Below are 22008 nucleotides of genomic sequence, written 5' to 3'. Positions count from 1 at the left end.
GTTCAGAACTGTTTCGTGACCTTCTCGGTGCCCACTCGGCGCGCGGTAGCTTCCGCGTCCGGGTGGGCCACCTGCACGAGTGAGGCACCCGCGGCGAGAACTGCCAGAAGCCCGTCGATCAATTCGTCTGCCGTGTCCCACGTGCGACTGGAGAGGACACGATCCGTCGACACCAATTCGACGTTCTTCGCCGATGCCCGTGCCGCGTCGATCGTGTCCGCTACGGACCGGCCTTCCAGCGCCGAACCGGCTCCGGCGCTACGGAACTGGTCGCCGTGCACACGGATGGAGGTTGCGTAGTCGGCGACGCCGAGCGGAAGATCGCTCAAACCTTTGCCGAACGCGTCGAGTGAGAGTGCGGCTACCTCCGGTACGTCCGCAACATCGTCCAGTCGGTCGGCAGTGACAAAAGCCAGTTCGGCGTCGGCGTCGGGGGAGAGGACCACCTCACCGCCTGCCCACCACACACCCAGCAAGACGGCGACGCTCTGCCAGTGCGCGGGAAGCAGCACGGCAACTTTGCCGCCGGGCTCGAGAGCGAACTCGTCGCGGACCATATTCGCTGTCTTTGCCGCCCAGTTGGCCAGAGTGCTCGCAGACAATTCGATGCGCTCGCCGGTGGCGTCGTCGTAGTAGGTCACGCGAGGGCCGGCCGGGTCGGCAGCCAGGATCGGTCCGAGGAGGGCGTCGGTCAGGTTGTCTACAGGCGAAGGCACGTCGTCAGCTTACGCAGCCGTTCAGTTCACACAATTTTTCAGTTGACACAGCGCGGGCCGTTGGAGGCCGCGTCGATCGGCGGACCGGGAGGGGCGGGAGTGGGGCTGGTCTCGGTGGTGCTCGACGATTCAGTCGTGCTTGTCGCTCCTTCGGACGGGGATACCGCGTCCGCGGACTGCGGGCCGCTGTAGTCCTCGGCAATGACAACCCGAACCTTGCCCGAGGACAATGACGAATCCGCCTTGACCGTCAGACCTCCGAGTGCCTCGGCGACCGCGAGTGCTGCGTCGTCGTCCGCGGACTTTGCGAACACCGTCGATTCGGTGACGTCGGAGCCGGTGTTGTTGCCGACCTGACCCTGCTTGTACCCGAGGGCACTCAACGCTTCGGAAACCCCGCTGGCCAACCCTGCGATGTCACTGGCGTTTGCGACGTCGACCGTGATCGAGGACGCATTCACCGTGGTCGGTGCTTCGGAGGTCTCCTCCGAGTCCTCGCTGTCGGCGCCGACCAATCCCGCGATGTACTTCTTGACGGCCTTGGGATCGACCTTGACGATGGACTCGCCGTAATCGGTCATGCCGTTGATGTCGAGAACGGGAATTGTCTCGAATTGCACCTTGCCGCCGGCCAGATTCTGCAACTGCTTGGCGAACTCGATGATGTCCCAGTCGTCGTCGATCACGACGGAACGCTGGACAGCCGAGGTCAGCTGACTGAGCTTGCCGGGGTCACTGAGGGTTTTTGCGCTGAGTACCTTGCTGACGAGAGAAGCCATGAACACCTGCTGGCGAACGATCCGGTCCAGGTCGCCGCGAGGAAGGTCGTGTCGTTGTCGCACGAAGCTCAGCGCGTCGGCGCCGTCGAGTGTCTGTTTCCCGGCCGCGAAATTGGCTCCGGACATCGGTTCGTCTACCGGCGCGTTGAGGCACACGTCGACTCCGCCCACTGCGTTGGTCAGCAGGACGAATCCGAGTAGTCCGACTTCGGCGTAGTGATCGACGGTGATGCCGGTCAGATTCGCCACCGCTCCGATGAGCGCGGTCCGGCCGGCTTCCGTCGACTTCTTGTCTGCGTCGCTGTCGGACGACCCGTTGTTGACCAACTTCAGCCGCTCGGTTTCCTTGGTGGCACCGAACGCGGCGTTGATCTTCGACATACCGATACCCGGGACGTTGACGTACGCGTCGCGGGGAATCGAGATCGCGGTCGCGGAACTCCCGTCGTTGGGGACGCGGATCAAGATGATGGTGTCGGTATTGGACGCAACTTCCTCACCTGCGCGCAACGAGTCGAGCTCGCTTTGTGAGAGCGGGTTGCCGTGCGCGTCGGTTCGACTGTCCGTTCCCACCATCAGAATGTCGATTGCTCCGTCCTTGCCGCCACCGAGGCCGAGTCCGCTGGCAGTGGCAAGGCTGTTTCTCAACGAGTCCACACCCCGCCATGCGAACCCGGTGACCAGCAGTACGAGCACGGACAGCACCGCGACCGCTATGCGAGCCGGGCTCGTCTTGGTCCGAATCGGCGCAGGTCGTGGACGCGCGCGGCGCTGCGGTTGCTGGTGGGACACCCCTTCAGGTTACTGGTCCGATGCTCGGCCGCGGGTACCTCGACGCGGCGTGCCAGACTCAACCGTGTGACGAATATCCTGCTCACCGGCGCCCGAGGGCAGCTCGGAACACGTATCGATGCTCTCGCAACGTCGGCGGGTCACACTGTGACGGCCGTCGGTTCCCGCGAGCTCGACATCACCGACAGCCGCGCGGTTGACGACTTCGTCTCGCCTGATTCGGTGCTGATCAACTGCGCTGCGTACACGGCCGTCGATGCTGCCGAGACCGACCAGGAGGCGGCGAGGGCGGTCAACGAGATCGGACCGCGGAATCTCGCGCAAGCCTGTGCGCGGGTGGGTTCGCGGTTGATCCACGTTTCGACGGACTACGTCTTTCCGGGCGATGCAAGCTCGCCATACGACGTCGATGCACCGACCGGTCCCGCGACGGTCTACGGCCGAACCAAACTGGACGGCGAGATCGCTGTTCGAGAGTCGGGGGCTGACGCGGCCGTTGTCCGCACCGCGTGGGTGTACTCCGGTGTCGGCACGGATTTTGTCGCCACGATGAGAAGGCTCGAAGCCGAACGCGAATTCGTGAACGTCGTGGACGACCAGATCGGGTCACCCACGTACAGCGTCGATCTGGCCGGCGGCATCGTCGAACTCGCGCTGCTGGACTTCACGGGTGCGTCGACATTCCACGTGACCAACGGCGGGCAAGCAAGTTGGTACGAGTTGGCGCGAGCTGTTTTCGAGGAGATCGGAGCAGACCCTGCTCGGGTGCGCCCGTGCAGTAGTGCGGAGTTCGTACGCCCTGCCCCGCGCCCGGCATATTCGGTCTTGTCCGAGCGCGCGTGGGTTACCGCGGGAATGACGCCGCTGCGTCCGTGGCGAGAGGCTCTGCACGCCGCTCTGGCGTGAGCATTGTTCGGGACAGTGGCCGCGGACGGCTAGGCTGACCGGCGTGAGTCCCAAGCTGGCCGTGGTAACGGTGACCTACTCGCCAGGCGAGCATCTCGAGAATTTCTTGAGCACGCTCGCTGTGGCGACGACAGAAAAACCCCAGGTCATCATGGCCGACAATGGGTCGACCGATGGTGCCCCCGAGGCCGCCGATGCCAAGTACGAGCATGTCCGTCTGCTTCGAACCGGCGGAAACATCGGGTACGGGGGAGCGATAAATCGGGCTGTAGCGGAGATCGATTCGTCGATCGAATTCGTCGTGATTTCCAACCCGGACGTCCAATGGGCACCCGGTTCACTCGACGAATTGGTGGCTGCGGCAAATCGGTGGCCAAGGGCCGGTGCACTGGGGCCGAAGGTCCTCGAACCGGACGGCAGTGTCTATCCGTCGGCGCGAACGGTGCCCGACATCACCTCGGGCGTCGGGCACGCGTTGCTCGGTACCGTATGGCCGAAGAACCCGTGGACTGCTCGTTACCGTCAGGAGAACGAGGCCGTCACCGAGCGTGCAGTGGGGTGGCTTTCCGGGTCGTGCCTGCTGGTGCGACGCGACGCCTTCGACACCATCTCAGGTTTCGACTCTCGTTACTTCATGTACATGGAGGACGTGGACTTCGGTGACCGCCTCGGAAAAGCCGGGTGGCTCAACGTATTCGTCCCCTCGGCCGTCGTCACCCATGCCAAAGGCCATGCGGCAGGACGTCATCCGGAACTGATGTTGCCTGCCCATCATCGCAGTGCGTACCAGTTCCAGGCTGATCGCCATCCGCACTGGTGGCAGGCTCCGCTACGACTTGCCTTGCGCGGTGGCCTCGCGGTGCGATCCAAGATCGCCGTAGCTTCTGCAGTTCGCGAGCGCGCTCGCACCGACAACTCGACCGACAACCCATCAGTTTCGAACCACGGGGGAAAATGATGTCCGATCCGAATCCGACCGACGCCGTAATCCTGGTAGGCGGCAAAGGCACTCGGCTGCGTCCGCTGACGCTGTCGGCACCCAAGCCGATGCTTCCGACCGCCGGCCTGCCGTTCCTGACGCACCTGCTCGCCCGCATCGAGGCAGCCGGAATCAAGCACGTCGTGCTCGGAACGTCCTTCAAGGCAGAGGTATTCGAGGACTACTTCGGCGACGGCTCCAAGATGGGCCTCGAGATCGACTACGTCTTCGAGACCGAACCGCTGGGCACCGGTGGCGGAATCCGCAACGTTCTGCCGAAGTTGCGCGGTGACAACGTCATGGTGTTCAACGGCGACGTGCTCGGTGGCACCGATCTGAACGGCATTCTCGAGACCCACGAGAAGACGGACGCCGACGTGACCCTGCATCTGGTTCGTGTGGGAGACCCGCGAGCATTCGGTTGTGTTCCGACCGACGAGGACGGACGAGTCTCGGCATTCCTGGAGAAGACCCAGGATCCGCCGACGGATCAGATCAACGCCGGCTGCTACGTCTTCAAGCGCGAAATCATCGAACAGATCCCCGAAGGACGACCGGTGTCGGTCGAGCGCGAGGTGTTCCCGAATCTGCTGGCCGAGGGCAAGCGGGTGTTCGGCCACGTCGACTCGTCGTACTGGCGTGACATGGGAACCCCCGAGGACTTCGTTCGCGGTTCCGCCGACCTGGTGCGAGGTATCGCACCTTCGCCGGCTCTCGAAGGTCCGCGCGGCGAGTCGCTGGTTCACCCCGGAGCCGGAATCGCGCCGGGCGCTGTCCTGATCGGCGGCACGGTTGTCGGTCGGGGCGCAGAAGTCGGCGCAGGCGCTCGCCTCGACGGTGCAATTCTCTTCGACGGCGCCGTTGTGGAAGCCGGCGCGGTGGTCGAACGATCGATCCTCGGATTCGGCGTCCGTATCGGACCCCGAGCGCTGGTCCGCGACGCTGTCATCGGCGACGGCGCGGACATCGGTGCGCGGTGCGAATTGTTGCGCGGCGCACGCGTGTGGCCGGGGGTGACGCTGCCGGACGGTGGCGTGCGCTTCAGCACAGATGTGTGATCGTTAGCTGACCTACTGGAATACTGGCGGGTATGACTTCTCTTCCGAGCCGTTACGTTGCCCTCGGTGACTCGTTCACCGAGGGCGTCGGCGACGCCGACGAACGATTCCCCAACGGTCTGCGCGGGTGGGCAGACCGAGTGGCCGAGCAGCTGGCGGTGAACAATCCCGACTTCCGCTACGCCAACCTGGCGATTCGTGGTCGCCTACTCGGACCGATCATCGACGAGCAGTTGGAACCCGCTCTGGCGTTGAAGCCCGATCTGGTGACCATCTACGCCGGCGGAAACGACATGATGCGTCCGAAGCTCGACATCGATGCGATGGTCGCCCGCTACGATTCGGCAATCGGTCAGCTCACTGCATCCGGCGCTCGGGTTCTGATGTTCACCGCGTACGACACCGGATGGTCCGCCTTCTTCGGCAAGCTCCGCGGACGTCTGGCGATCTACAACGAGCTTGTTCGCGAGGTGGCCGACCGCCACGACGCGACCCTCGTCGACTTCTGGCGATTCTCCGAATATCAGGACCTTCGGATGTGGGACTGGGATCGCCTCCACATGTCGCCCTCCGGGCACGAGAACATGGCGACGCGTGTGCTCGACGTGCTCGGCGTCGAACACGGATTGACCCCGCCCGATCTCGGGCCTGCGCCGGTCCTCACGAAAGCCGAAACTCGTCGCGAGGATCGTCAATGGGCGCGAGAGTTCTTGGTGCCGTGGGTAGCTCGGCGCGTGAAGGGAACATCGTCGGGCGACGGCGTGAGCGCCAAGCAGCCCCAGCTTTCTCCGATTCAGTCCTGATTCTTGCGCTGACGGGCGAGCGCGACCAGGTGGTCGATGGTCTCGCGTTCCGCTGTAGGTGGGAGCGCGTCCACCGGCCACCATCTGAGGTCGGTGGACTCTGCGCTGCGGACGATATGTGAATTGTCCGGCGCCACAACAAGAAACCGTAGATCGAGATGGCGAGTCGGTACTCCGAGTGAGCACGTGATCGGATGCGTGTGGGCGGAGAGTAGGTCCGCGTCTATCCGAACGTCGTGAATTCCGGACTCCTCGCGAGCTTCCCGCAATGCCGCATCTACCACCGTCTCGTCGTCGGGCTCGCAGTGGCCGCCGAGCTGAATCCACCTGCCCACCTTGGGATGCAGGGTCAGCAAGACGTGGCAGCCACTCTCGTCGAGGACGAGAGACGACGCGGTGATGTGTCCCGGTGCGTGGCGACGAAGGCAGCCGTCCGGAGCCGAATCGAGGAACGCGAGCATCGTGTGCCGCAATGATTCGTCCGCTTCGGAGGACGTCTCCCAGCCCTCCAGGACGCCCTTGGCGGAGGCGTGCAGCGATTCGGCTGACATGGGACCTACAGCTCCACCAACGCGTCCCCGGGGGCGGAGACAGAGCGCGGAGTCAGTGGTTCGAGGGGGTGCCCGATTGCGATGGCACCGAGTGGCTGCCAATCCGCCGGGAGATCGAGTTGTTCGCGTACGAGATCGGCGGCGAAGATCGTCGATCCGATCCAGCAGCTTCCCACGCCGCGGGTGGCCAACGAGACCAGCAGTCCCTGCACTGCCGCGCCGGCGGCGACCGTGAACATCGTCGACTCCGCCGCGGTTCGTCCGGCATCCGGATAACTGTGTGCGCCATCGGGCACGCAGAAGGGAATGACGACCTCGGGGGCGTCGAACAGGATGTTTCCGCGGGCAACCCGGGCCTCGACGGATTCGTCACTGCGACCGTCGGCGCGAAGATCGGCGGCCCACTTCTCGCGCATCTGCTCGAGAAGAGCCGTGCGGACCGACTCCGTGCGTAGCCACACGAATCGAACCGGTCTCGTGTGGTGCGGTGCGGGAGCGGTGAGTGCCTCGGCGATCGAGCTGCGAATGATCTCCGCGTCGACGGGATCACTTGCGAACTGTCGGACCGATCGACGCAACAGCAGCGCCTGGCCACGGCCCATCGCCGTAGCTTCCTCGGTGCCCAGCCAGAACAGATCGTCCGGGCCGCGGCGAATCAGATCCTGGCCACTCGAACCGTCGTCCTCGAACCGAAGCCCACGAACGACGGCGACGGGAACGCCGCCCAGCTTGCCCTTGACCAAGTCGCCCGCAGCGGCGATTTCGTCCGCGATCGCGATCTCGGTGACGATCAGATCGTTGCCTTGACTGTCCTGTGCTCCGAGGTAGCCGTGCAGGACCGGAATGCCGGAGGAACCGATTGCGGCGTCGGTCTGCCCGTTGCGCCACGCACGACCCATCGTGTCGGTGACGACGACGGCGACGGACTTGCCCGTGCTCTCGAGAATTCGGGCGCGCAGACCCGCAGCGCTCGCATCCGGATCCACGGGGAGCAGCGCCAATTCGGCACCGTCGACGTTGGAGCCGTCGATGCCCGATGCGGCCTGCACGATTCCGAGTTTGTTCTCGGTGATCAGAGTGCGGCCCTTGCGTGCCACGACGCGGACGGCTTCCTGATCCACCAGGAGGCGTCGTGCCGCGTCGCGCTCTTCCGGATCGGTCGGTGAGGAAACGATGCGACCCTCGACTTTGGAGAACACCTTGCTCGTGACGACAACGACGTCGCCGCTCTCGAGCCACGGCGTCGCGTCGACGACAGCGGTGGCCAAGTCGTCTCCGGGCCGGAACTCGGGAAGCCCGAGCACGGGAATGACTTCGATTGCGGCGCCGGGGGAGTGATCACCGGGAGAGTGATTTCTGTCGCGGCTTGCTTCGGTTCCGGGCTCGGTCACAGTTCGACTCCGGCGATCTCGAAAGCCGTGCGAACCATTTTCGCGGTCTCTTCGGGGGACGTCATCAAAAGTGGGATGCTTCGCACGTCCACCCCGTCGATGTCGGCCGTGTCACCTTCGTCGACGAGCCAGCCGTCGAGAATGCCGTTGATCGAACGAGCTCCGTAGTGGCGACCGATCGCCTCCGAAGTCGTCTCGACCCCGATCACCTCGAGGCACTCGTCAGCCATGCCGCGCAACGGTTTTCCGCCGATGACGGGGGAGAGGCCGACAACCTTGGCCGCGGTTGTTCGCAGGGCACCGCGAATGCCGGGCACCGCGAGGATCGCGCCGACGCTCACGACGGGATTGGACGGTGCGATCAGCACGATGTCGGCACCGTCGATCGCCTCGACCACCCCTGGCGCGGGCTTGGCCTGCTCGGCGCCGACGTGAGCGAAGCTGTGCGTTTCCACCTGTGCCCGATGGCGTACCCACCACTCCTGGAAATGAATCGCCTTCTGCTCACCGTCTTCCGGATCGGTGATCACGACGTGTGTTTCGCTGCGGTCGTCGCTCACGGGAAGCAGTGCGACACCGGGATTCCAGCGATTGCACAACGCTTCGGTGATCGCGGACAACGGATATCCCGTGCGGAGCATCTGGCTGCGAATCAAATGCGTTGCGATATCGCGATCTCCGAGGCCGAACCAGTCCGGCTTCGCGCCGTACGCGGCGAGTTCTTCTTTCGCATTCCAGGTTTCGCCGGCGTGCCCCCACCCGCGTTCGGTGTCGATGCCGCCGCCGAGTGTGTACATACAAGTGTCCAGATCGGGGCAGATGCGCAGACCGTGCATCCACACGTCGTCCCCGACGTTGACGACGGCCGTGATGCGATGTGGGCCTTCGTATTTCTCGAGGGATTCACCACCGGCGATTCCGAGCGCGTTTTGAACACCTTGAAGGAAACGGGCCCCGCCGACGCCGCCAACCAATACAGTCACGTTCACGACAACAGAGCCTAGGCGGTCGGCGCGTCGTCGTGTCTGGCGGGCAGAAGGTCCCGTCAATTGAGGGCCGGAATACTAATGGATTCATCTCGTTTAGCTTGACCGCGACACGCTGGACGTGTGTAATCTCAAATGTGTCATTCCAACCGCTACTTGTGAGTTCACTTGCAGCGGGGCCGGTTTCGAACACAGTTTCGAACGGTCGACGGGGTGGGGTTGAAGATGGAGTGAAAATTCTGCGCTATTACAGGTGAGGAGGCGGAACGATGCCCAATGAAAATGTCGAGATCAGTTCTCTCGCAATGACAGTAAGCGACGAACCGCAGACCGATTCCCGAGCAGGCGCAGCAGAAGGTGCCTGCAGCAGTGAGTTCGACGGTATGAGTACTCGGCCAGTGCTGAGTCTCGTCACCGGCTTCGAAGAATTGTTCGACACCATCGAGGATCAGTGGCAGGAGCGTGCTCTCTGCGCGCAGACCGATCCCGAAGCGTTCTTTCCTGAAAAGGGAGGATCGACGAGGGAAGCAAAACGGATCTGCCTCGGTTGTGAAGTTCGTGACGAGTGCCTCGAGTACGCGCTCGCGAACGACGAACGGTTCGGAATCTGGGGAGGGTTGTCCGAGCGCGAGCGTCGGCGACTCAAGCGGGGGATCATCTGATCTGCTGCTGAATCGGTTCTGTCAGCGTCGGGGCTGACGGGCGGTCTTCGAAAGTCTGACCTGCAACGGGGAATTGCAGGTCAAGCAACGACTGTTTTGTTCTTCGTGTGGATTTACTTCTTCGTGTGACATCAGTTTTTTCGTCTGACAGTGCGTCAGTCCTCGTCGGGCAGTATCAGTCCTCGTCGGGCAGCGTGGGGTCGATGACCTGTGGGTCGACGCCCAGATACGTGCCGACTTGATGGACCAACACGTCGTGCACCAGATCCGTGAGTTCTTCCGGATCCTTCGCTCGCTGCTCCAATGGGCGGCGAAACAGCACAATTCTTGCGCGAGTCGTATTTCCGTGACGGTCGATTCCGGCCGGAATCAGTCGTGACAGTGGAACCGGGCCGTCTGCGATGACCTCCGGCGGCCATGTGACGGACTCCGGATCGTGCGCGTGAATCTTCGGAACTTCGTCCACTGCGATGTCGAGTTTCGTCAGCCGGTCGTGCCATGCGAGGTCGACGGGAGAGAAGGCGTCGAGCACCAGGAGATCGAACTTCTCCGCGCGGGTACGCCTGGCGGGCACCTCCGGGGGAAGTAGCGGTCCGCGCAGGCCACGGCCGTGTCGCTCGATGGAACGAGTGGTGACCGAGCGTCGGCGGCGGGCTTGTGGCATGGCGCCAGATTACGACAGGAGAAACTGCTCGGTGTGTCCGAGTAGGTTCCGGACGTGGGGAGGGCTAGGCTCCGTACCTGTGAGATCTCTGCGTCGCTGCTGCCGCCCCGGGTGCAAGAACCCCGCCGTCGCGACGCTTACGTATGTCTACTCGGACTCCACTGCGGTTGTCGGGCCGCTGGCAACCGTCGCCGAGCCCCATTCATGGGATTTGTGTGACACTCACGGCTCTCGAATCACCGCCCCCAAGGGGTGGGAACTCGTCCGCCACGAAGGCGGATTCGCGTCGAGTACTCCCGACGAAGACGATCTGACCGCTTTGGCTGAAGCTGTACGTGAGGCCGGTCTCGGAGATCGCAGCAAGTCCAACGTCGATGCAGATGAGGACATACGTCCCGCAGCTCCGAGTACTGCCCGTACAGGGCGTCGTGGACACCTACGCGTTCTGCCCGACCCGTCCAACTGACGCGAGATTCGTCGCCGTAGACGCTAGGCTCGACCGAGTACTTCCACACCCGAGTACTGCGAATCTCCGGACGCCATGCGCCCGGACGTTCCCGTCTGTGAGGGTGCATGCACAAGGAGAGTTTTCAGTGGGGCGAACAGCCGAGTCGGTTGCTGCAATCATCAAGGCGTACGACGTACGCGGTGTGGTCGGTGAGCAGATCGACGAAGATTTTGTCCGCGACGTCGGTGCGTCGTTCGCCCGCCTGGTCCGCGACGAGGCCGGCGCCGCCACGACGGTTGTGATCGGCTACGACATGCGCGCATCGTCGCCCACACTGTCTTCGGCTTTCGGTGACGGCGTGCTTGCTCAAGGGCTCGACGTCGTCTACATCGGATTGGCGTCGACCGACGAGCTCTACTTTGCATCCGGTTTGCTGAACTGCCCGGGCGCGATGTTCACGGCGAGCCACAATCCCGCCAAGTACAACGGCATCAAGATGTGTCGGGCCGGCGCCAAGCCGGTCGGTCAGGACACCGGCCTCGCAGTCATCTCCGCCGAGGTCGTCTCGGGTGTTCCCGCGTACGACGGACCGGCAGGCACCGCCAGCACCAAGGACGTCCTCGAGGAATACGCGAGCTACCTCCGCGGATTGGTCGACCTGGCTGCGTTGCGCCCGCTGAAGGTCGCAGTCGATGCAGGCAACGGTATGGGCGGCCATACCGCGCCGGCCGTATTCGGGCCGATGCCCCTCGACGTCCTGCCGCTCTACTTCGAGCTCGACGGCACGTTCCCCAACCACGAAGCCAATCCGCTCGATCCGGCCAACCTCGTCGACCTGCAGGCCTACGTGCGCGAAACCGGAGCGGACATCGGCTTGGCGTTCGACGGTGACGCGGACCGTTGCTTCGTCGTAGACGAGAAGGGCGACCCGGTCTCGCCGTCCGCGGTGACGGCACTTGTCGCCAAGCGCGAACTCGCGAAGGAACCGGGCGCGTCGATCATCCACAACCTGATCACGTCACGGGCAGTGCCCGAACTGGTCGAAGAACTCGGCGGCGTCGCTATTCGTACCCGAGTCGGCCACTCGTTCATCAAGCAGGAGATGGCCGAGACCGGTGCGGTGTTCGGCGGCGAGCACTCCGCTCACTACTACTTCCGCGACTTCTGGGGCGCCGACTCCGGCATGCTCGCGGCGCTGCACGTACTCGCCGCACTGGGCGAGCAGGATCGTCCGCTCTCCGAGTTGATGGCGGAGTACACCCGCTACGCGGCCTCGGGCGAGATCAACTCCACCGTGGCTGACGCGGCAGATCGTACGGCCGCTGTACTGGCGGCATTTGCCGACCGCACCGAGTCGGTGGATCGCCTCGACGGTGTCACGGTCAGCCTCGAGGGAAATGCCTGGTTCAACTTGCGCGCGTCCAACACCGAACCACTGCTGCGACTCAACGTCGAAGCACCCACGTCCGCCGATGTCGACGCATTGGTGAACGAAATTCTGGCGATCGTCCGGGCTTGAATCCGAGTCTGATCGGTTTGTCGGTGAGCCGAAGCCCTGGGATAGTTGGGGGACTATCTCAGGAACGACGGCCTCGGGAACGAGGGCTTTGCCACCACGGACCGCGTGGAGCTGGAATGCTGGATGGTGCGGGAACTGCTAACGGAGAAGGGGGTGCGGTGAGATGACAGCGCCGATGCCGCTTCTCGACCTCGACGACAGCGAGGGTTTGTCAGCTGCCGATTCGGAAGGGCTACTGCGGTCTGTAGCCATGGGCGGCGCACAGATTCGGGCCACCGCGTCGGCCGTCGGTGAGGGTGTGATCTCCCGATTGGCCGGTCTGCGTCCGCGCAGCGTCGTACTCATCGCCGGCGCGGGTGGCGCCCGGCACGGAGCCAGGATCGCGCTTGCTCTCGTCGGAGATTCGGTCGGTTGCCCGCTCCTCGTTCTCGACCGGACGCCGTCGTGGGCCGGGCCGTTGGACGTGATCGTCGTCGCCGGTGACGATGCCGGTGATCCACGCCTCGTCGAATCCGTTGACAGTGCCGTACGCCGCGGCGCCGAGGTTGTTGTCGCCGTTCCCGACGAGGGGCCCATGCGAGCCGTGGCGGCCGGGCGCACCATGCCCTTGCCACCGCGGCTCTACGCCTCGCCCCGGCACACTATGACGCGGTTCCTCGCCGTCTTCCTCGCGGTTGCCGCCGAAATCGAGGGCAAGGGATCGATCGAGGACCGTTCGGCGGTGCTCGGTCGAATCGCCGACGCAGTTGATGCGGAGGCGCTGCGGGACGGACCGGCCAACGAGGTATTCCACAACCCGGCCAAGTCGTTGGCCACCAGGATGAGCGGCCGGCGAGTCGTTCTGTGTGGAAGTGGTTCCGTGACAACAGCACTCGCAGAGTTCTCGAGCGTTGCGCTGATGAGCTCCGGCCTGAACGCCGCTGCCGCCGAGATGTCCGAGGTGATTCGTTCGGCGCGAGCACTGTTCGCGCCGGACGCAGCTTCACGTGATTCGGTGTTCCACGACCCCTTCTTTCACGATCCGCAACTCGACGGCGCGCTGCCGACCCCGCCGGCGCGGGCGTTCGTCTTCGCGACCGAATCCACGCGCGGGGAGGCGAGGCGCCGGATGGACGCACTGGCTGACGCCGACCTGGTGGTTGCGGCAGACGAAGACCAGACCAACGTGGTCATATCGGAGATGGAGCAGGTATTCGTGTTGGCGTCTCGAGTAGACATGGCCGCGGCGTACGTGCAGTTGACAGGCGGTGCGAAGTAAGTGCGTGAACTCGAAGGTGCACTTCGTTCTTACGCGTGGGGCTCGCGAACGGCAATTGCCGAACTACGCGGTCTTTCGACTCCGTCGAATCATCCCGAAGCGGAATTGTGGTTGGGCGCGCACCCGGGTGACCCGGCGCGCGTGATCACCGAATCCGGAAGCGAGTCGTTGCTCGAGGTCCTGCACCGCGAACCCGAACGCGAACTCGGCCGTGAGAACCTCGAGGCATTCGGTGAGCGACTCCCATTTCTGCTCAAGCTGCTTGCGGCGGAAGAACCGCTGTCGCTTCAAGCGCACCCCAGCGCCGTTCAAGCCGACGAGGGTTTTCGTCGTGAGAACGCACTCGGCGTTCCCATGGAATCGCCGATTCGCAACTACAAGGACGGCAGCCACAAGCCCGAACTCGTTGTCGCACTGAGCAGATTCGAAGCGCTTGCCGGATTCCGCGAGCCGACGCGGACTGTCAAACTGCTGCGCGCTCTGGCCGTCGACGAGTTGGAGCCGTACATCGGTCTGCTCGAAGGCCAACCCGATTCCGACGGACTGCGGGCGTTGTTCACGACATGGATCACGCTGCCGTCCACGGTGCTCGGGACCTTGCTCCCTGCCGTACTTGCCGGGTGCATCACCTACGTCGCGCACCACGACGCCGAATTCGTGACCGAGATCCGCACCGCGCTGGAATTGAGCGAGGCGTACCCCGGCGACGCCGGTGTTCTGGCGGCACTGCTGCTCAACCGCGTCACCCTCGAGCCCGGCCAAGGACTGTTTCTCGCTGCCGGCAATCTCCACGCGTATCTCCATGGACTCGCGGTCGAGATCATGGCCAACTCCGACAACGTTCTGCGTGGTGGGCTGACACCGAAGCACGTCGACGTGCCCGAATTGCTGAGGGTTCTGGACTTCGTCGGGGCCGATATCGAAGTGCTCGATCCGGCCCCGTCATCTGGATCAGGTCAGTCAGGATCAGGTAGATACGAGTACGTCACGCCGGCGCCCGAATTTCGTTTGACGCGTCTGGAGTTCGACGCGAATTCCACGGACATCGTCGTCGACGCTTCAGGCCCGCGGATTCTGATCTGCACCGACGGCGCGGTCACTGCGACGTGCGGCACTGACACTCTCTACCTCGATCGAGGCCGAGCGGCGTGGATCGCTGCCGACGAGCCTGCGATACACCTGAGCACACGGACCCCGACTGCGCAGGTTTTCAGTGCCGTAGTCGGAAACTAGGAGACATTGTGTCGGCTCATGGTGGCAAGAAGGCAATTCTGGCGGCCCTCGGAGCCAATGCCGGAATCGCCGTAGCCAAGTTCGCCGGATTCTTGATCACCGGATCGTCGTCGATGCTCGCCGAATCGGTGCACTCGGTGGCCGACACGTCCAATCAGGGTTTGCTGCTCCTGGGGCAGAAGAAGGCAGAACGTGACGCGGATCAACTGCACCCGTTCGGCTACGGGCGCAACCGATATTTCTATTCGTTCGTCGTTGCACTGGTGCTCTTCACCCTCGGTTCGCTGTTCGCGATCTACGAAGGCATTCACAAGATTCAGCATCCGGAAGAACTCAATTCGGCTTTCGTGGCAATCGCGATCCTGTTCATCGCGATCTGCCTGGAGGGCTACAGCTTCCGGACCGCAGCGAAGGAATCACGACCGCTCAAGGGAAATGCGTCGTGGTGGAACTTCATCCGAACCTCTCGTAGCCCGGAACTCCCGGTTGTGCTGCTCGAGGACACCGGCGCATTGATCGGTCTCGTCCTTGCACTCGGCGGCGTCGGTCTCACGATGGTGACCGGAAATCCGGTCTTCGACGGCATCGGAACTCTGTGCATCGGTGTCCTGCTCGGCATCATCGCGGTCATTCTGATCATCGAAATGCAGTCGCTGCTGATCGGTGAGGGCGCAACGGCGGTGGAGACCGAACTGATCCTCAACGCCCTGGTCGACGGAACTCGTATCGAACGCGTCATTCATTGCAAGACGCAGTACCTCGGTCCCGAGGAGATCCTTGTTGCTGCCAAGGTTGCGGTGCCGATCGGATCGACGATCTCGGACGTGGCGACGGCGATCGACGAGGCCGAGTCTCGCGTGCGCGCTGCAGTGCCTGCGGCGCGGGTGATCTACCTCGAGCCGGACCTGGATCGTCTCAGCGCAGGAGATCGCCCTGAAACAGATCTACAGGCTCCCGACAAACCCTGAACAAAGCTGCGCCTGCGGGCTTAGGCTGATGCCATCTCTCTACTTGCCCATGGTGGGACCTGCTGGTCCCCAGCAAGGAGGCGGCAATGGCTGTCAAGGACGAGCAGGCCGGATCTGGACGGTCGAAGCTGTTTCGAACCAAATCGATCGAGCAGTCCATCAAGGACACCGACGAGCCGGAAACCAAACTCCGGAAAGAACTGAACTCGTGGGATCTCACGGTGTTCGGTGTCGCAGTCGTCATCGGTGCGGGCATCTTCACACTCACGGCTCGGACGGCGGGAAATGTCGCCGGGCCGTCGGTCTCGCTCGCGTTCGTCATTGCCGCCATCGCCTGCGGACTGGCAGCGCTGTGTTACGCCGAATTCGCGTCGACGGTCCCGGTTGCCGGTAGCGCGTACACGTTCTCGTACGCGACGTTCGGCGAATTCGTCGCCTGGATCATCGGCTGGGATCTCATCCTCGAATTCGCCTTGGCGTCTTCGGTGGTCGCCAAAGGCTGGTCGCTGTACCTCGGCGAAGTGATGGGCTCACGCAGCCCGATCGTCGAGTTGGGGCCGATATCCTTCGACTGGGGTGCGGTGCTGGTGATCGCTGTCATCACGATCCTGCTCGCGACCGGCACAAAACTCTCGTCGAGGGTGTCACTGGTGATCACGGCGATCAAGGTCGCGGTGGTGTTGCTGGTGATCATCGTCGGTCTGTTCTACATCGACACCGACAACTACTCGCCGTACATTCCGCCGTCGGAGCCGGGCTCGACGGGAGAGGGCATCCACCAGTCGTTGTTCTCGTACGTGACCGGGGCCGGTGGCAGCACGTTCGGGTGGTACGGATTGCTCGCGGCAGCCAGTCTGGTGTTCTTCGCGTTCATCGGCTTCGACGTCGTCGCCACGACGGCGGAGGAGGCGAAGGAGCCGCAGAAGGCGCTGCCACGCGGCATCCTGGGTTCTCTCCTGATCGTCACGGTTCTGTACGTGGCGGTGACACTGGTGCTGACGGGGATGGTGAAATACACCGAGCTCGAGGGCGATACCTCCAACCTGGCAACGGCATTCGCTTTCCACGACATCACGTGGGCGAAAAACGTCATCTCGTTCGGCGCTTTGGCCGGTCTCACGACAGTGGTGATGGTGCTGATGCTCGGGCAGACCAGGGTGCTCTTCGCGATGGCACGCGACGGTCTGATGCCACGACGCCTGGCACCGACCGGCAAGCACGGAACCCCTGTGCGGATCACGATCTTGGTCGGCGTCGTGGTCGCGGTGCTCGCCGGCGTTTTTCCGATCGGCACCCTCGAGGAAATGGTCAACATCGGCACACTGTTCGCTTTTGTTCTCGTCTCGATCGGGGTTCTCGTGCTCCGTCGGACGCGTCCCGACCTACCTCGCGGATTCAGGGTGCCGCTGGTCCCGCTGGTCCCGATTCTGGCCGTCCTCGCGTGTCTGTGGCTGATGTTCAACCTGTCGGTGGAGACCTGGATGAGGTTCGTGGTCTGGATGGCCCTCGGCGTTGTCATCTATTTTGCCTACAGCAGGCAGCATTCGATGATCGGGAAGCGTGAACGCGGCGAAATCGAGTAGATGTACAAAGTTTATGATTTGTCTATCACTTGTACAAAATCAGTAGTACTGTCTACCTCATAGTGAACTGACTCACAGTTTCCGGGTCGGTCCGAATCGAGGAGGTAGACCGTGTCGACGCACGTGAACTCGCAGTCCGGGCAGACACTCCCGCCCGAGCAGTGGCGTGACAAGAAGAGATATCTCTGGCTGCTCGGCCTGGTACCGCCGACGGCGGTCTTCATTGCCGTCGGATTGGTCGCGTTGTTCAACAGTCTCGGATGGAACGCGGTCTCGCCGGTGTGGTGGTGGATCGGGCCGCTGCTCGTCTACATCCTGCTCCCGATCCTCGACATCTTCTTCGGCCCGGACGGCGAGAATCCGCCGGACGAAGTGATGGAGCGCCTCGAGAACGACAAGTACTACCGGTATTGCACCTACATCTACATACCGTTCCAGTTGGTCAGCCTGGTCCTGGCCTGCTACCTCTGGTCGGCGACCGATCTGTCCTGGCTCGGAATCGACGGGGGACTTGGGCTGATCTCCAAGATCGGTCTGGCGATCAGTATTGGTTGTGTCGCAGGAATCGGGATCAACACCGCACACGAGCTCGGTCACAAGAAGGACGATCTCGAACGCTGGTTGTCGAAGATCACTCTGGCGCAGTCGTTTTACGGCCACTTCTATATCGAGCACAATCGTGGACACCACGTGCGCGTCGCCACGCCCGAGGATCCGGCGTCGTCTCGCTTCGGTGAGAGCTTCTGGACCTTCCTGCCGCGCAGTGTGTGGGGATCTCTGCGCTCGTCGTGGTCCCTGGAAAAGGCCAGACTCGATCGACTGGGTAAGAAGCCGTGGACAATTCGCAACGACGTCCTGCATTCGTGGTTGATGTCCGTCGTACTGTTCGGTGTCCTCGTCGCCGTCTTCGGCCTCTCGGTACTGCCGTTCCTGGTGCTGCAGGCCGTGTTCGGATTCTGTCTGCTCGAAACCGTCAACTACCTCGAACATTACGGACTGAAGCGTCGTCGTCTGGACAGCGGGCGGTACGAGCGTGCAGCACCGGAGCACAGTTGGAACAGTGATCACATCTGCACCAACATCTTCCTGTATCACCTCCAGCGTCACAGCGATCATCACGCGAACCCGACGCGTCGTTATCAGACGCTTCGAAGCATGGACGGTGCGCCCAACCTGCCCAGTGGGTACGCGAGCATGATCATCCTCGCCTACGTTCCACCGCTGTGGCGAAAAGTGATGGATCCCAAAGTCCTTGCGCACTACGGCGGCGACATCACCCGCGTCAACGTTCAGCCGTCCAAGCGTGATCGCATCCTTGCTCGGTACGGAGCAGCGTGATGAGCAGCTATCGATGCCCGGTGTGTGAATACGTCTACGACGAATCGAAGGGTGCACCACGAGAAGGGTTTCCGGCGGGCACGCCGTGGGATGCCGTGCCGGACGACTGGTGCTGTCCGGACTGCGGCGTGAGGGAAAAGCTGGACTTCGAGCCGATGCCGGCAACGGCGGGGAGTGAATCATGAACGACTACAAGCTGTATCAGTGCGCGCAATGCGGCTTCGAGTACGACGAGGCAGTCGGCTGGCCGGAGGACGGTATCGAACCGGGCACTCGCTGGGACGACATTCCCGAAGACTGGAGTTGCCCGGACTGCGGGGCGGCGAAGAGCGACTTCTTCATGGTTGAGGTCGAACGACGGTGAGATGCGTCGGCGTCGAACGGACCTAGGTGCGGCGGTAGTGTCGTCACCATGACTTCGACGCCCACTCGTCTGCCGCAGAAAGAAGCGTCGCGCCTGCTGCTGCGTACGTCGGTGCTCGATTCGATGCGTGAGTTGTTGACCGAGCGCGACTGGTCCGAGGTGACGCTGACGGTTCTGGCCAAGCATGCCGGTGTGAGTCGTCAGACGCTCTACAACGAGTTCGGCTCGAGGCAAGGGCTTGCCGAGGCGTACGCGCTTCGCCTTGCTGACGGCTTCGTCGACGCGGTGGACGAGGCCATGGTGGCGAACGACGGACGTGCAGTCGAGGCGTTGACGGCGGGTTTCGGATCGTTTTTCGCCTCCAGTGCAACCGACCCGTTGGTGATCTCTCTGCTCACCGGTGAGGCCAAGCCGGACCTGCTTCGCCTGATCACCACCGACAGTGCGGTCATCATCGAGCGCGCGTCGTCGCGGCTTGCGGAGAGTTTCCAGCGAGGGTGGATTCAGGCGTCACCCGCCGACGCCGGAATTCTGGCCAGGGCGATTGCGCGTCTCGGGCTGAGCTACATTTCGATGCCGCCGGAGTCCGAGGCTTCGGTGGCGGAGGATCTGGGCATACTGCTCGGGCCGTTCATCGACGTGGCGCGCGAGGGCCGCGCAGTAGAGGGGCGGGCGGGAGAGGGCGTCTAACCGATAGCCTGGTACACCGATAGGCTTGTGCAGAGTATGCACGTCAACCAGGAGAGGCAGATGACGACCTCAGTTTCAACAACGCCCGTGGCCGAGAGCCGTAACGGCATCGACTTCAAAGTTGCAGATCTTTCGCTCGCGGAGTTCGGTCGCAAGGAAATCCGTCTGGCAGAGCACGAGATGCCCGGCCTCATGGCGCTTCGTCGCGAATACGCAGAGGTGTTGCCGCTCAAGGGCGCTCGCGTTTCCGGCTCGCTGCACATGACCATTCAGACCGCGGTGCTGATCGAGACGCTGACCGCGCTCGGCGCCGAGGTCCGCTGGGCTTCATGCAACATCTTCTCCACGCAGGATCACGCTGCCGCCGCCATCGTCGTCGGTCCGCACGGCACCCCGGAAGAGCCCAAGGGCGTTCCGGTTTTCGCCTGGAAGGGTGAAACCCTCGAAGAGTACTGGTGGGCAGCCGAGCAGATGCTGACCTGGCCGGGTGAGCCTGCCAACATGATTCTCGACGATGGCGGCGACGCCACCATGCTGGTGCTCAAGGGCGCACAGTTCGAGAAGGCCGGCGTCGTCCCGCCGACGGACGACGACCAGGATTCCGACGAGTACAAGGTCTTCCTTGCACTTCTGCGTCAGTCCCTCGAGTCCGACAAGGGCAAGTGGACGGCAATCGCCGAGTCCGTCCAGGGCGTCACCGAGGAGACCACCACGGGCGTTCTGCGCCTGTACCAGGTTGCCGCTGCCGGTGAACTCACGTTCCCCGCTATCAACGTCAACGACTCGGTTACCAAGAGCAAGTTCGACAACAAGTACGGCACGCGCCACTCGCTGCTCGACGGCATCAACCGCGGCACCGACGTTCTGATCGGCGGCAAGGCTGCGCTGGTCTGCGGTTACGGAGACGTCGGCAAGGGTTGTGCCGAGGCACTTCGCGGCCAGGGCGCTCGCGTCGCGGTCACCGAGGTCGACCCCATCAACGCCCTGCAGGCGCTCATGGACGGCTTCGAGGTCAAGACAGTCGAGCAGGCCATCGGCTGGGCCGACATCGTGATCACGTCCACCGGTAACAAGGACATCATCACGTTCGAGCACATGAAGGCCATGAAGCATCAGGCCATCCTGGGCAACATCGGTCACTTCGACAACGAGATCGACATGGCCGGCCTCGAGAAGTCCGGCGACGTCACGCGGATCAACATCAAGCCGCAGGTCGACGAGTTCACGTTCGCCGACGGCCACTCGATCATCGTGCTGTCCGAAGGCCGCCTGCTCAACCTCGGCAACGCCACGGGCCACCCGTCGTTCGTGATGAGCAACAGCTTCTCCAACCAGGTCATCGCGCAGATCGAACTGTGGACGAAGCCGGACGAGTACGACAACGAGGTCTACCGCCTCCCGAAGCACCTCGACGAGAAGGTCGCCAAGATCCACGTCGAGGCACTCGGTGGCACGCTGACCAAGCTCACGAAGGATCAGGCAGAGTACATCGGCGTCGACGTCGAAGGCCCGTACAAGCCCGAGCACTACCGCTACTGACCCGGTGATTCGTCACTGAGGATGTAGTGGCCGCCGTCCCCCGGTCTGCGCAAGCAGGCCGGGGGATAGGCTTGTCCGCCGTGGGAACACTGGTGGCATTGGAAGGCCTCGACGGCGCTGGAAAGCGAACGTTGATCGGCAAAGTGGAGAGCGAACTCCGCCGCGGCGGCACGTCGATCGCGACTCTGGATTTTCCGCGGTACGGGAAGTCGATCCACGCGGATCTTGCTGCCGAGGCACTCAAAGGATCGCACGGAGACCTGGCTGAATCCGTGAACGCGATGGCAGTCCTGTTCGCCCTGGACCGCGCTGGTGCGGCGGATCGGATCTCGGACCTGTTGTCCGCCAACGACATTGTTCTCCTCGACCGCTACGTGGCGTCCAACGCCGCCTACAACGCGGCGCGCGCGCATCAGAGCGTGGACGGCGAGATGGTCGCCTGGGTCCGTGAATTGGAGTTGGGTCGACTCGCTCTTCCCGCTCCCGATCTGCAGTTGTACCTCGACGTACCGGTAGCTCTGGCCGAGCAGCGTGCCCGCTCGCGTGAGGCCGAGGACGCGTCGCGTCAGCTCGACGCCTACGAGCGCGACGGCGGCCTGCAGGCCAGAACCGGTGAGCTCTACAAGCAGTTGGCAGCGACGGACTGGGTCTCGCCCTGGTGGATCGTGGGGCCGGAGACGGACCCGGCCGAACTGGCGCGCAGGCTCGCGGATTTCGCGTGATCGGTCACCCTTGCGGCCGGGATTCGAACTTTCCGGCACAGTAGAGGGAAAGACGCGGC

The 22008-nt window shown here is 63.3% G+C and carries 23 protein-coding genes; 17 read left to right on the top strand and 6 right to left on the bottom strand.

Going from position 1 to position 22008, the window contains the following annotated elements:
- Positions 1-2: 2 nt before the first annotated feature.
- Both ATN38_RS25155 and ATN38_RS25150 read right to left on the bottom strand, forming a co-directional pair.
- Positions 3-716 (bottom strand): TIGR03089 family protein, encoded by a 714-nt coding sequence (locus tag ATN38_RS25155; protein WP_003940786.1) that lies wholly within the window; start codon positions 714-716, stop codon positions 3-5.
- Between the two features lie 38 nt (positions 717-754).
- Complete coding sequence (locus tag ATN38_RS25150; protein WP_042450261.1) at positions 755-2239, bottom strand: LCP family protein; 1485 nt, start codon at positions 2237-2239, stop codon at positions 755-757.
- 114 nt (positions 2240-2353) lie between these two features.
- Between ATN38_RS25150 and rfbD the strand changes: the two genes are divergently transcribed.
- Genes rfbD through ATN38_RS25130 form a run of 4 tightly spaced genes read left to right on the top strand, consistent with a single transcriptional unit; the run spans position 2354 to position 6033 of the window.
- A complete protein-coding gene (gene rfbD / locus ATN38_RS25145; RefSeq protein WP_042450118.1) occupies positions 2354-3193 on the top strand; it encodes a dTDP-4-dehydrorhamnose reductase in 840 nt (279 codons plus the stop codon).
- Positions 3194-3236: 43 nt separating this feature from the next.
- Positions 3237-4151: a glycosyltransferase family 2 protein gene (locus ATN38_RS25140; RefSeq protein ID WP_003940999.1), complete on the top strand. Its 915-nt coding sequence runs from the start codon at positions 3237-3239 to the stop codon at positions 4149-4151.
- Entirely contained in the window at positions 4148-5230 is a 1083-nt protein-coding gene (locus ATN38_RS25135; protein WP_037125580.1) for a sugar phosphate nucleotidyltransferase, read from the top strand. Before ATN38_RS25140 ends, ATN38_RS25135 begins: the two co-directional genes overlap by 4 nt.
- A 32-nt stretch (positions 5231-5262) precedes the next feature.
- Positions 5263-6033 carry an SGNH/GDSL hydrolase family protein gene (locus ATN38_RS25130; protein ID WP_003940765.1) on the top strand — a complete coding sequence of 257 codons (771 nt, stop codon included), beginning with the start codon at positions 5263-5265 and terminating at the stop codon, positions 6031-6033.
- Here ATN38_RS25130 and ATN38_RS25125 read toward each other — a convergent pair.
- From ATN38_RS25125 to cofD, 3 genes are read right to left on the bottom strand one after another with little or no spacing between them, the layout of a single operon-like run.
- Positions 6024-6584 (bottom strand): NUDIX hydrolase, encoded by a 561-nt coding sequence (locus ATN38_RS25125; RefSeq protein ID WP_003940680.1) that lies wholly within the window; start codon positions 6582-6584, stop codon positions 6024-6026. The two genes, ATN38_RS25130 and ATN38_RS25125, sit on opposite strands and share 10 nt — an antisense overlap.
- A gap of 5 nt (positions 6585-6589) precedes the next feature.
- A complete protein-coding gene (locus ATN38_RS25120; RefSeq protein ID WP_003940947.1) occupies positions 6590-7975 on the bottom strand; it encodes a coenzyme F420-0:L-glutamate ligase in 1386 nt (461 codons plus the stop codon).
- Complete coding sequence (gene cofD / locus ATN38_RS25115) at positions 7972-8964, bottom strand: 2-phospho-L-lactate transferase (protein ID WP_003940958.1); 993 nt, start codon at positions 8962-8964, stop codon at positions 7972-7974. The genes ATN38_RS25120 and cofD overlap by 4 nt, the downstream gene beginning before the upstream one ends.
- Before the next feature lie 380 nt (positions 8965-9344).
- Here cofD and ATN38_RS25110 point away from each other — a divergent pair, with 380 nt between their 5' ends.
- On the top strand, positions 9345-9623 hold the full coding sequence (locus ATN38_RS25110; RefSeq protein ID WP_020907098.1) for a WhiB family transcriptional regulator: 279 nt from the start codon (positions 9345-9347) through the stop codon (positions 9621-9623).
- Positions 9624-9798: 175 nt separating this feature from the next.
- Here ATN38_RS25110 and ATN38_RS25105 read toward each other — a convergent pair whose 3' ends face one another.
- Positions 9799-10287 (bottom strand): metallopeptidase family protein, encoded by a 489-nt coding sequence (locus ATN38_RS25105; RefSeq protein WP_003940797.1) that lies wholly within the window; start codon positions 10285-10287, stop codon positions 9799-9801.
- Between the two features lie 79 nt (positions 10288-10366).
- On the opposite strand from ATN38_RS25105, the gene ATN38_RS25100 reads away from it, so the two are divergent.
- The 12 genes from ATN38_RS25100 to ATN38_RS25045 all read left to right on the top strand — a co-directional run bounded on the left by ATN38_RS25100 (position 10367) and on the right by ATN38_RS25045 (position 21949).
- Positions 10367-10753: a DUF3499 domain-containing protein gene (locus ATN38_RS25100; RefSeq protein WP_007731177.1), complete on the top strand. Its 387-nt coding sequence runs from the start codon at positions 10367-10369 to the stop codon at positions 10751-10753.
- Positions 10754-10880: 127 nt separating this feature from the next.
- On the top strand, positions 10881-12254 hold the full coding sequence (locus tag ATN38_RS25095) for a phosphomannomutase/phosphoglucomutase (protein ID WP_003941022.1): 1374 nt from the start codon (positions 10881-10883) through the stop codon (positions 12252-12254).
- A gap of 163 nt (positions 12255-12417) precedes the next feature.
- Complete coding sequence (locus ATN38_RS25090) at positions 12418-13512, top strand: hypothetical protein (RefSeq protein WP_030535017.1); 1095 nt, start codon at positions 12418-12420, stop codon at positions 13510-13512.
- Positions 13513-14745 (top strand): mannose-6-phosphate isomerase, class I, encoded by a 1233-nt coding sequence (gene manA, locus ATN38_RS25085; RefSeq protein WP_064688946.1) that lies wholly within the window; start codon positions 13513-13515, stop codon positions 14743-14745.
- Positions 14746-14753: 8 nt separating this feature from the next.
- Positions 14754-15713, top strand: a complete 960-nt coding sequence (locus ATN38_RS25080) for a cation diffusion facilitator family transporter (RefSeq protein ID WP_064688947.1) — start codon at positions 14754-14756, stop codon at positions 15711-15713.
- 86 nt (positions 15714-15799) lie between these two features.
- The gene (locus tag ATN38_RS25075) at positions 15800-17296 is read left to right on the top strand and encodes an amino acid permease (protein WP_030535015.1); all 1497 of its coding nucleotides are present in this window, start codon (positions 15800-15802) and stop codon (positions 17294-17296) included.
- A 111-nt stretch (positions 17297-17407) separates the two neighbouring features.
- The gene (locus ATN38_RS25070) at positions 17408-18634 is read left to right on the top strand and encodes an alkane 1-monooxygenase (protein ID WP_042450113.1); all 1227 of its coding nucleotides are present in this window, start codon (positions 17408-17410) and stop codon (positions 18632-18634) included.
- On the top strand, positions 18634-18819 hold the full coding sequence (locus ATN38_RS25065) for a rubredoxin (RefSeq protein ID WP_003940827.1): 186 nt from the start codon (positions 18634-18636) through the stop codon (positions 18817-18819). The genes ATN38_RS25070 and ATN38_RS25065 overlap by 1 nt, the downstream gene beginning before the upstream one ends.
- Positions 18816-18998 carry a rubredoxin gene (locus ATN38_RS25060; protein WP_003940894.1) on the top strand — a complete coding sequence of 61 codons (183 nt, stop codon included), beginning with the start codon at positions 18816-18818 and terminating at the stop codon, positions 18996-18998. The genes ATN38_RS25065 and ATN38_RS25060 overlap by 4 nt, the downstream gene beginning before the upstream one ends.
- A gap of 48 nt (positions 18999-19046) precedes the next feature.
- Positions 19047-19688, top strand: a complete 642-nt coding sequence (locus tag ATN38_RS25055; RefSeq protein WP_003941024.1) for a TetR family transcriptional regulator — start codon at positions 19047-19049, stop codon at positions 19686-19688.
- Positions 19689-19748: 60 nt separating this feature from the next.
- Positions 19749-21227, top strand: a complete 1479-nt coding sequence (gene ahcY, locus ATN38_RS25050; protein ID WP_003940766.1) for an adenosylhomocysteinase — start codon at positions 19749-19751, stop codon at positions 21225-21227.
- Positions 21228-21307: 80 nt separating this feature from the next.
- Positions 21308-21949, top strand: coding sequence for a dTMP kinase (locus ATN38_RS25045; RefSeq protein WP_218748888.1), 642 nt, complete (start codon positions 21308-21310; stop codon positions 21947-21949).
- The last annotated feature ends 59 nt before the right edge of the window (positions 21950-22008 follow it).

Origin of the sequence: Rhodococcus sp. FH8, assembly GCF_019266085.1 — a bacterium.
GTDB lineage: Bacteria > Actinomycetota > Actinomycetes > Mycobacteriales > Mycobacteriaceae > Rhodococcus_F > Rhodococcus_F qingshengii.
The sequence above is the reverse complement of the archived record's forward strand: the minus strand, read 5'-3'. Positions and strand labels throughout refer to the sequence as shown.

What these genes read in the sequence shown, in the direction of transcription:
- ATN38_RS25135 (WP_037125580.1), top strand. Translation starts at nt 4,148, where the DNA reads ATGATGTCCGATCCGAATCCGACCGACGCCGTAATCCTGGTAGGCGGC.
- ATN38_RS25130 (WP_003940765.1), top strand. Translation starts at nt 5,263, where the DNA reads ATGACTTCTCTTCCGAGCCGTTACGTTGCCCTCGGTGACTCGTTCACC.
- ATN38_RS25125 (WP_003940680.1), bottom strand. Translation starts at nt 6,584, where the DNA reads ATGTCAGCCGAATCGCTGCACGCCTCCGCCAAGGGCGTCCTGGAGGGC.
- ATN38_RS25110 (WP_020907098.1), top strand. Translation starts at nt 9,345, where the DNA reads ATGAGTACTCGGCCAGTGCTGAGTCTCGTCACCGGCTTCGAAGAATTG.
- ATN38_RS25105 (WP_003940797.1), bottom strand. Translation starts at nt 10,287, where the DNA reads ATGCCACAAGCCCGCCGCCGACGCTCGGTCACCACTCGTTCCATCGAG.
- ATN38_RS25090 (WP_030535017.1), top strand. Translation starts at nt 12,418, where the DNA reads ATGACAGCGCCGATGCCGCTTCTCGACCTCGACGACAGCGAGGGTTTG.
- ATN38_RS25075 (WP_030535015.1), top strand. Translation starts at nt 15,800, where the DNA reads ATGGCTGTCAAGGACGAGCAGGCCGGATCTGGACGGTCGAAGCTGTTT.
- ATN38_RS25065 (WP_003940827.1), top strand. Translation starts at nt 18,634, where the DNA reads ATGAGCAGCTATCGATGCCCGGTGTGTGAATACGTCTACGACGAATCG.
- ATN38_RS25060 (WP_003940894.1), top strand. Translation starts at nt 18,816, where the DNA reads ATGAACGACTACAAGCTGTATCAGTGCGCGCAATGCGGCTTCGAGTAC.
- ATN38_RS25055 (WP_003941024.1), top strand. Translation starts at nt 19,047, where the DNA reads ATGACTTCGACGCCCACTCGTCTGCCGCAGAAAGAAGCGTCGCGCCTG.
- ahcY (WP_003940766.1), top strand. Translation starts at nt 19,749, where the DNA reads ATGACGACCTCAGTTTCAACAACGCCCGTGGCCGAGAGCCGTAACGGC.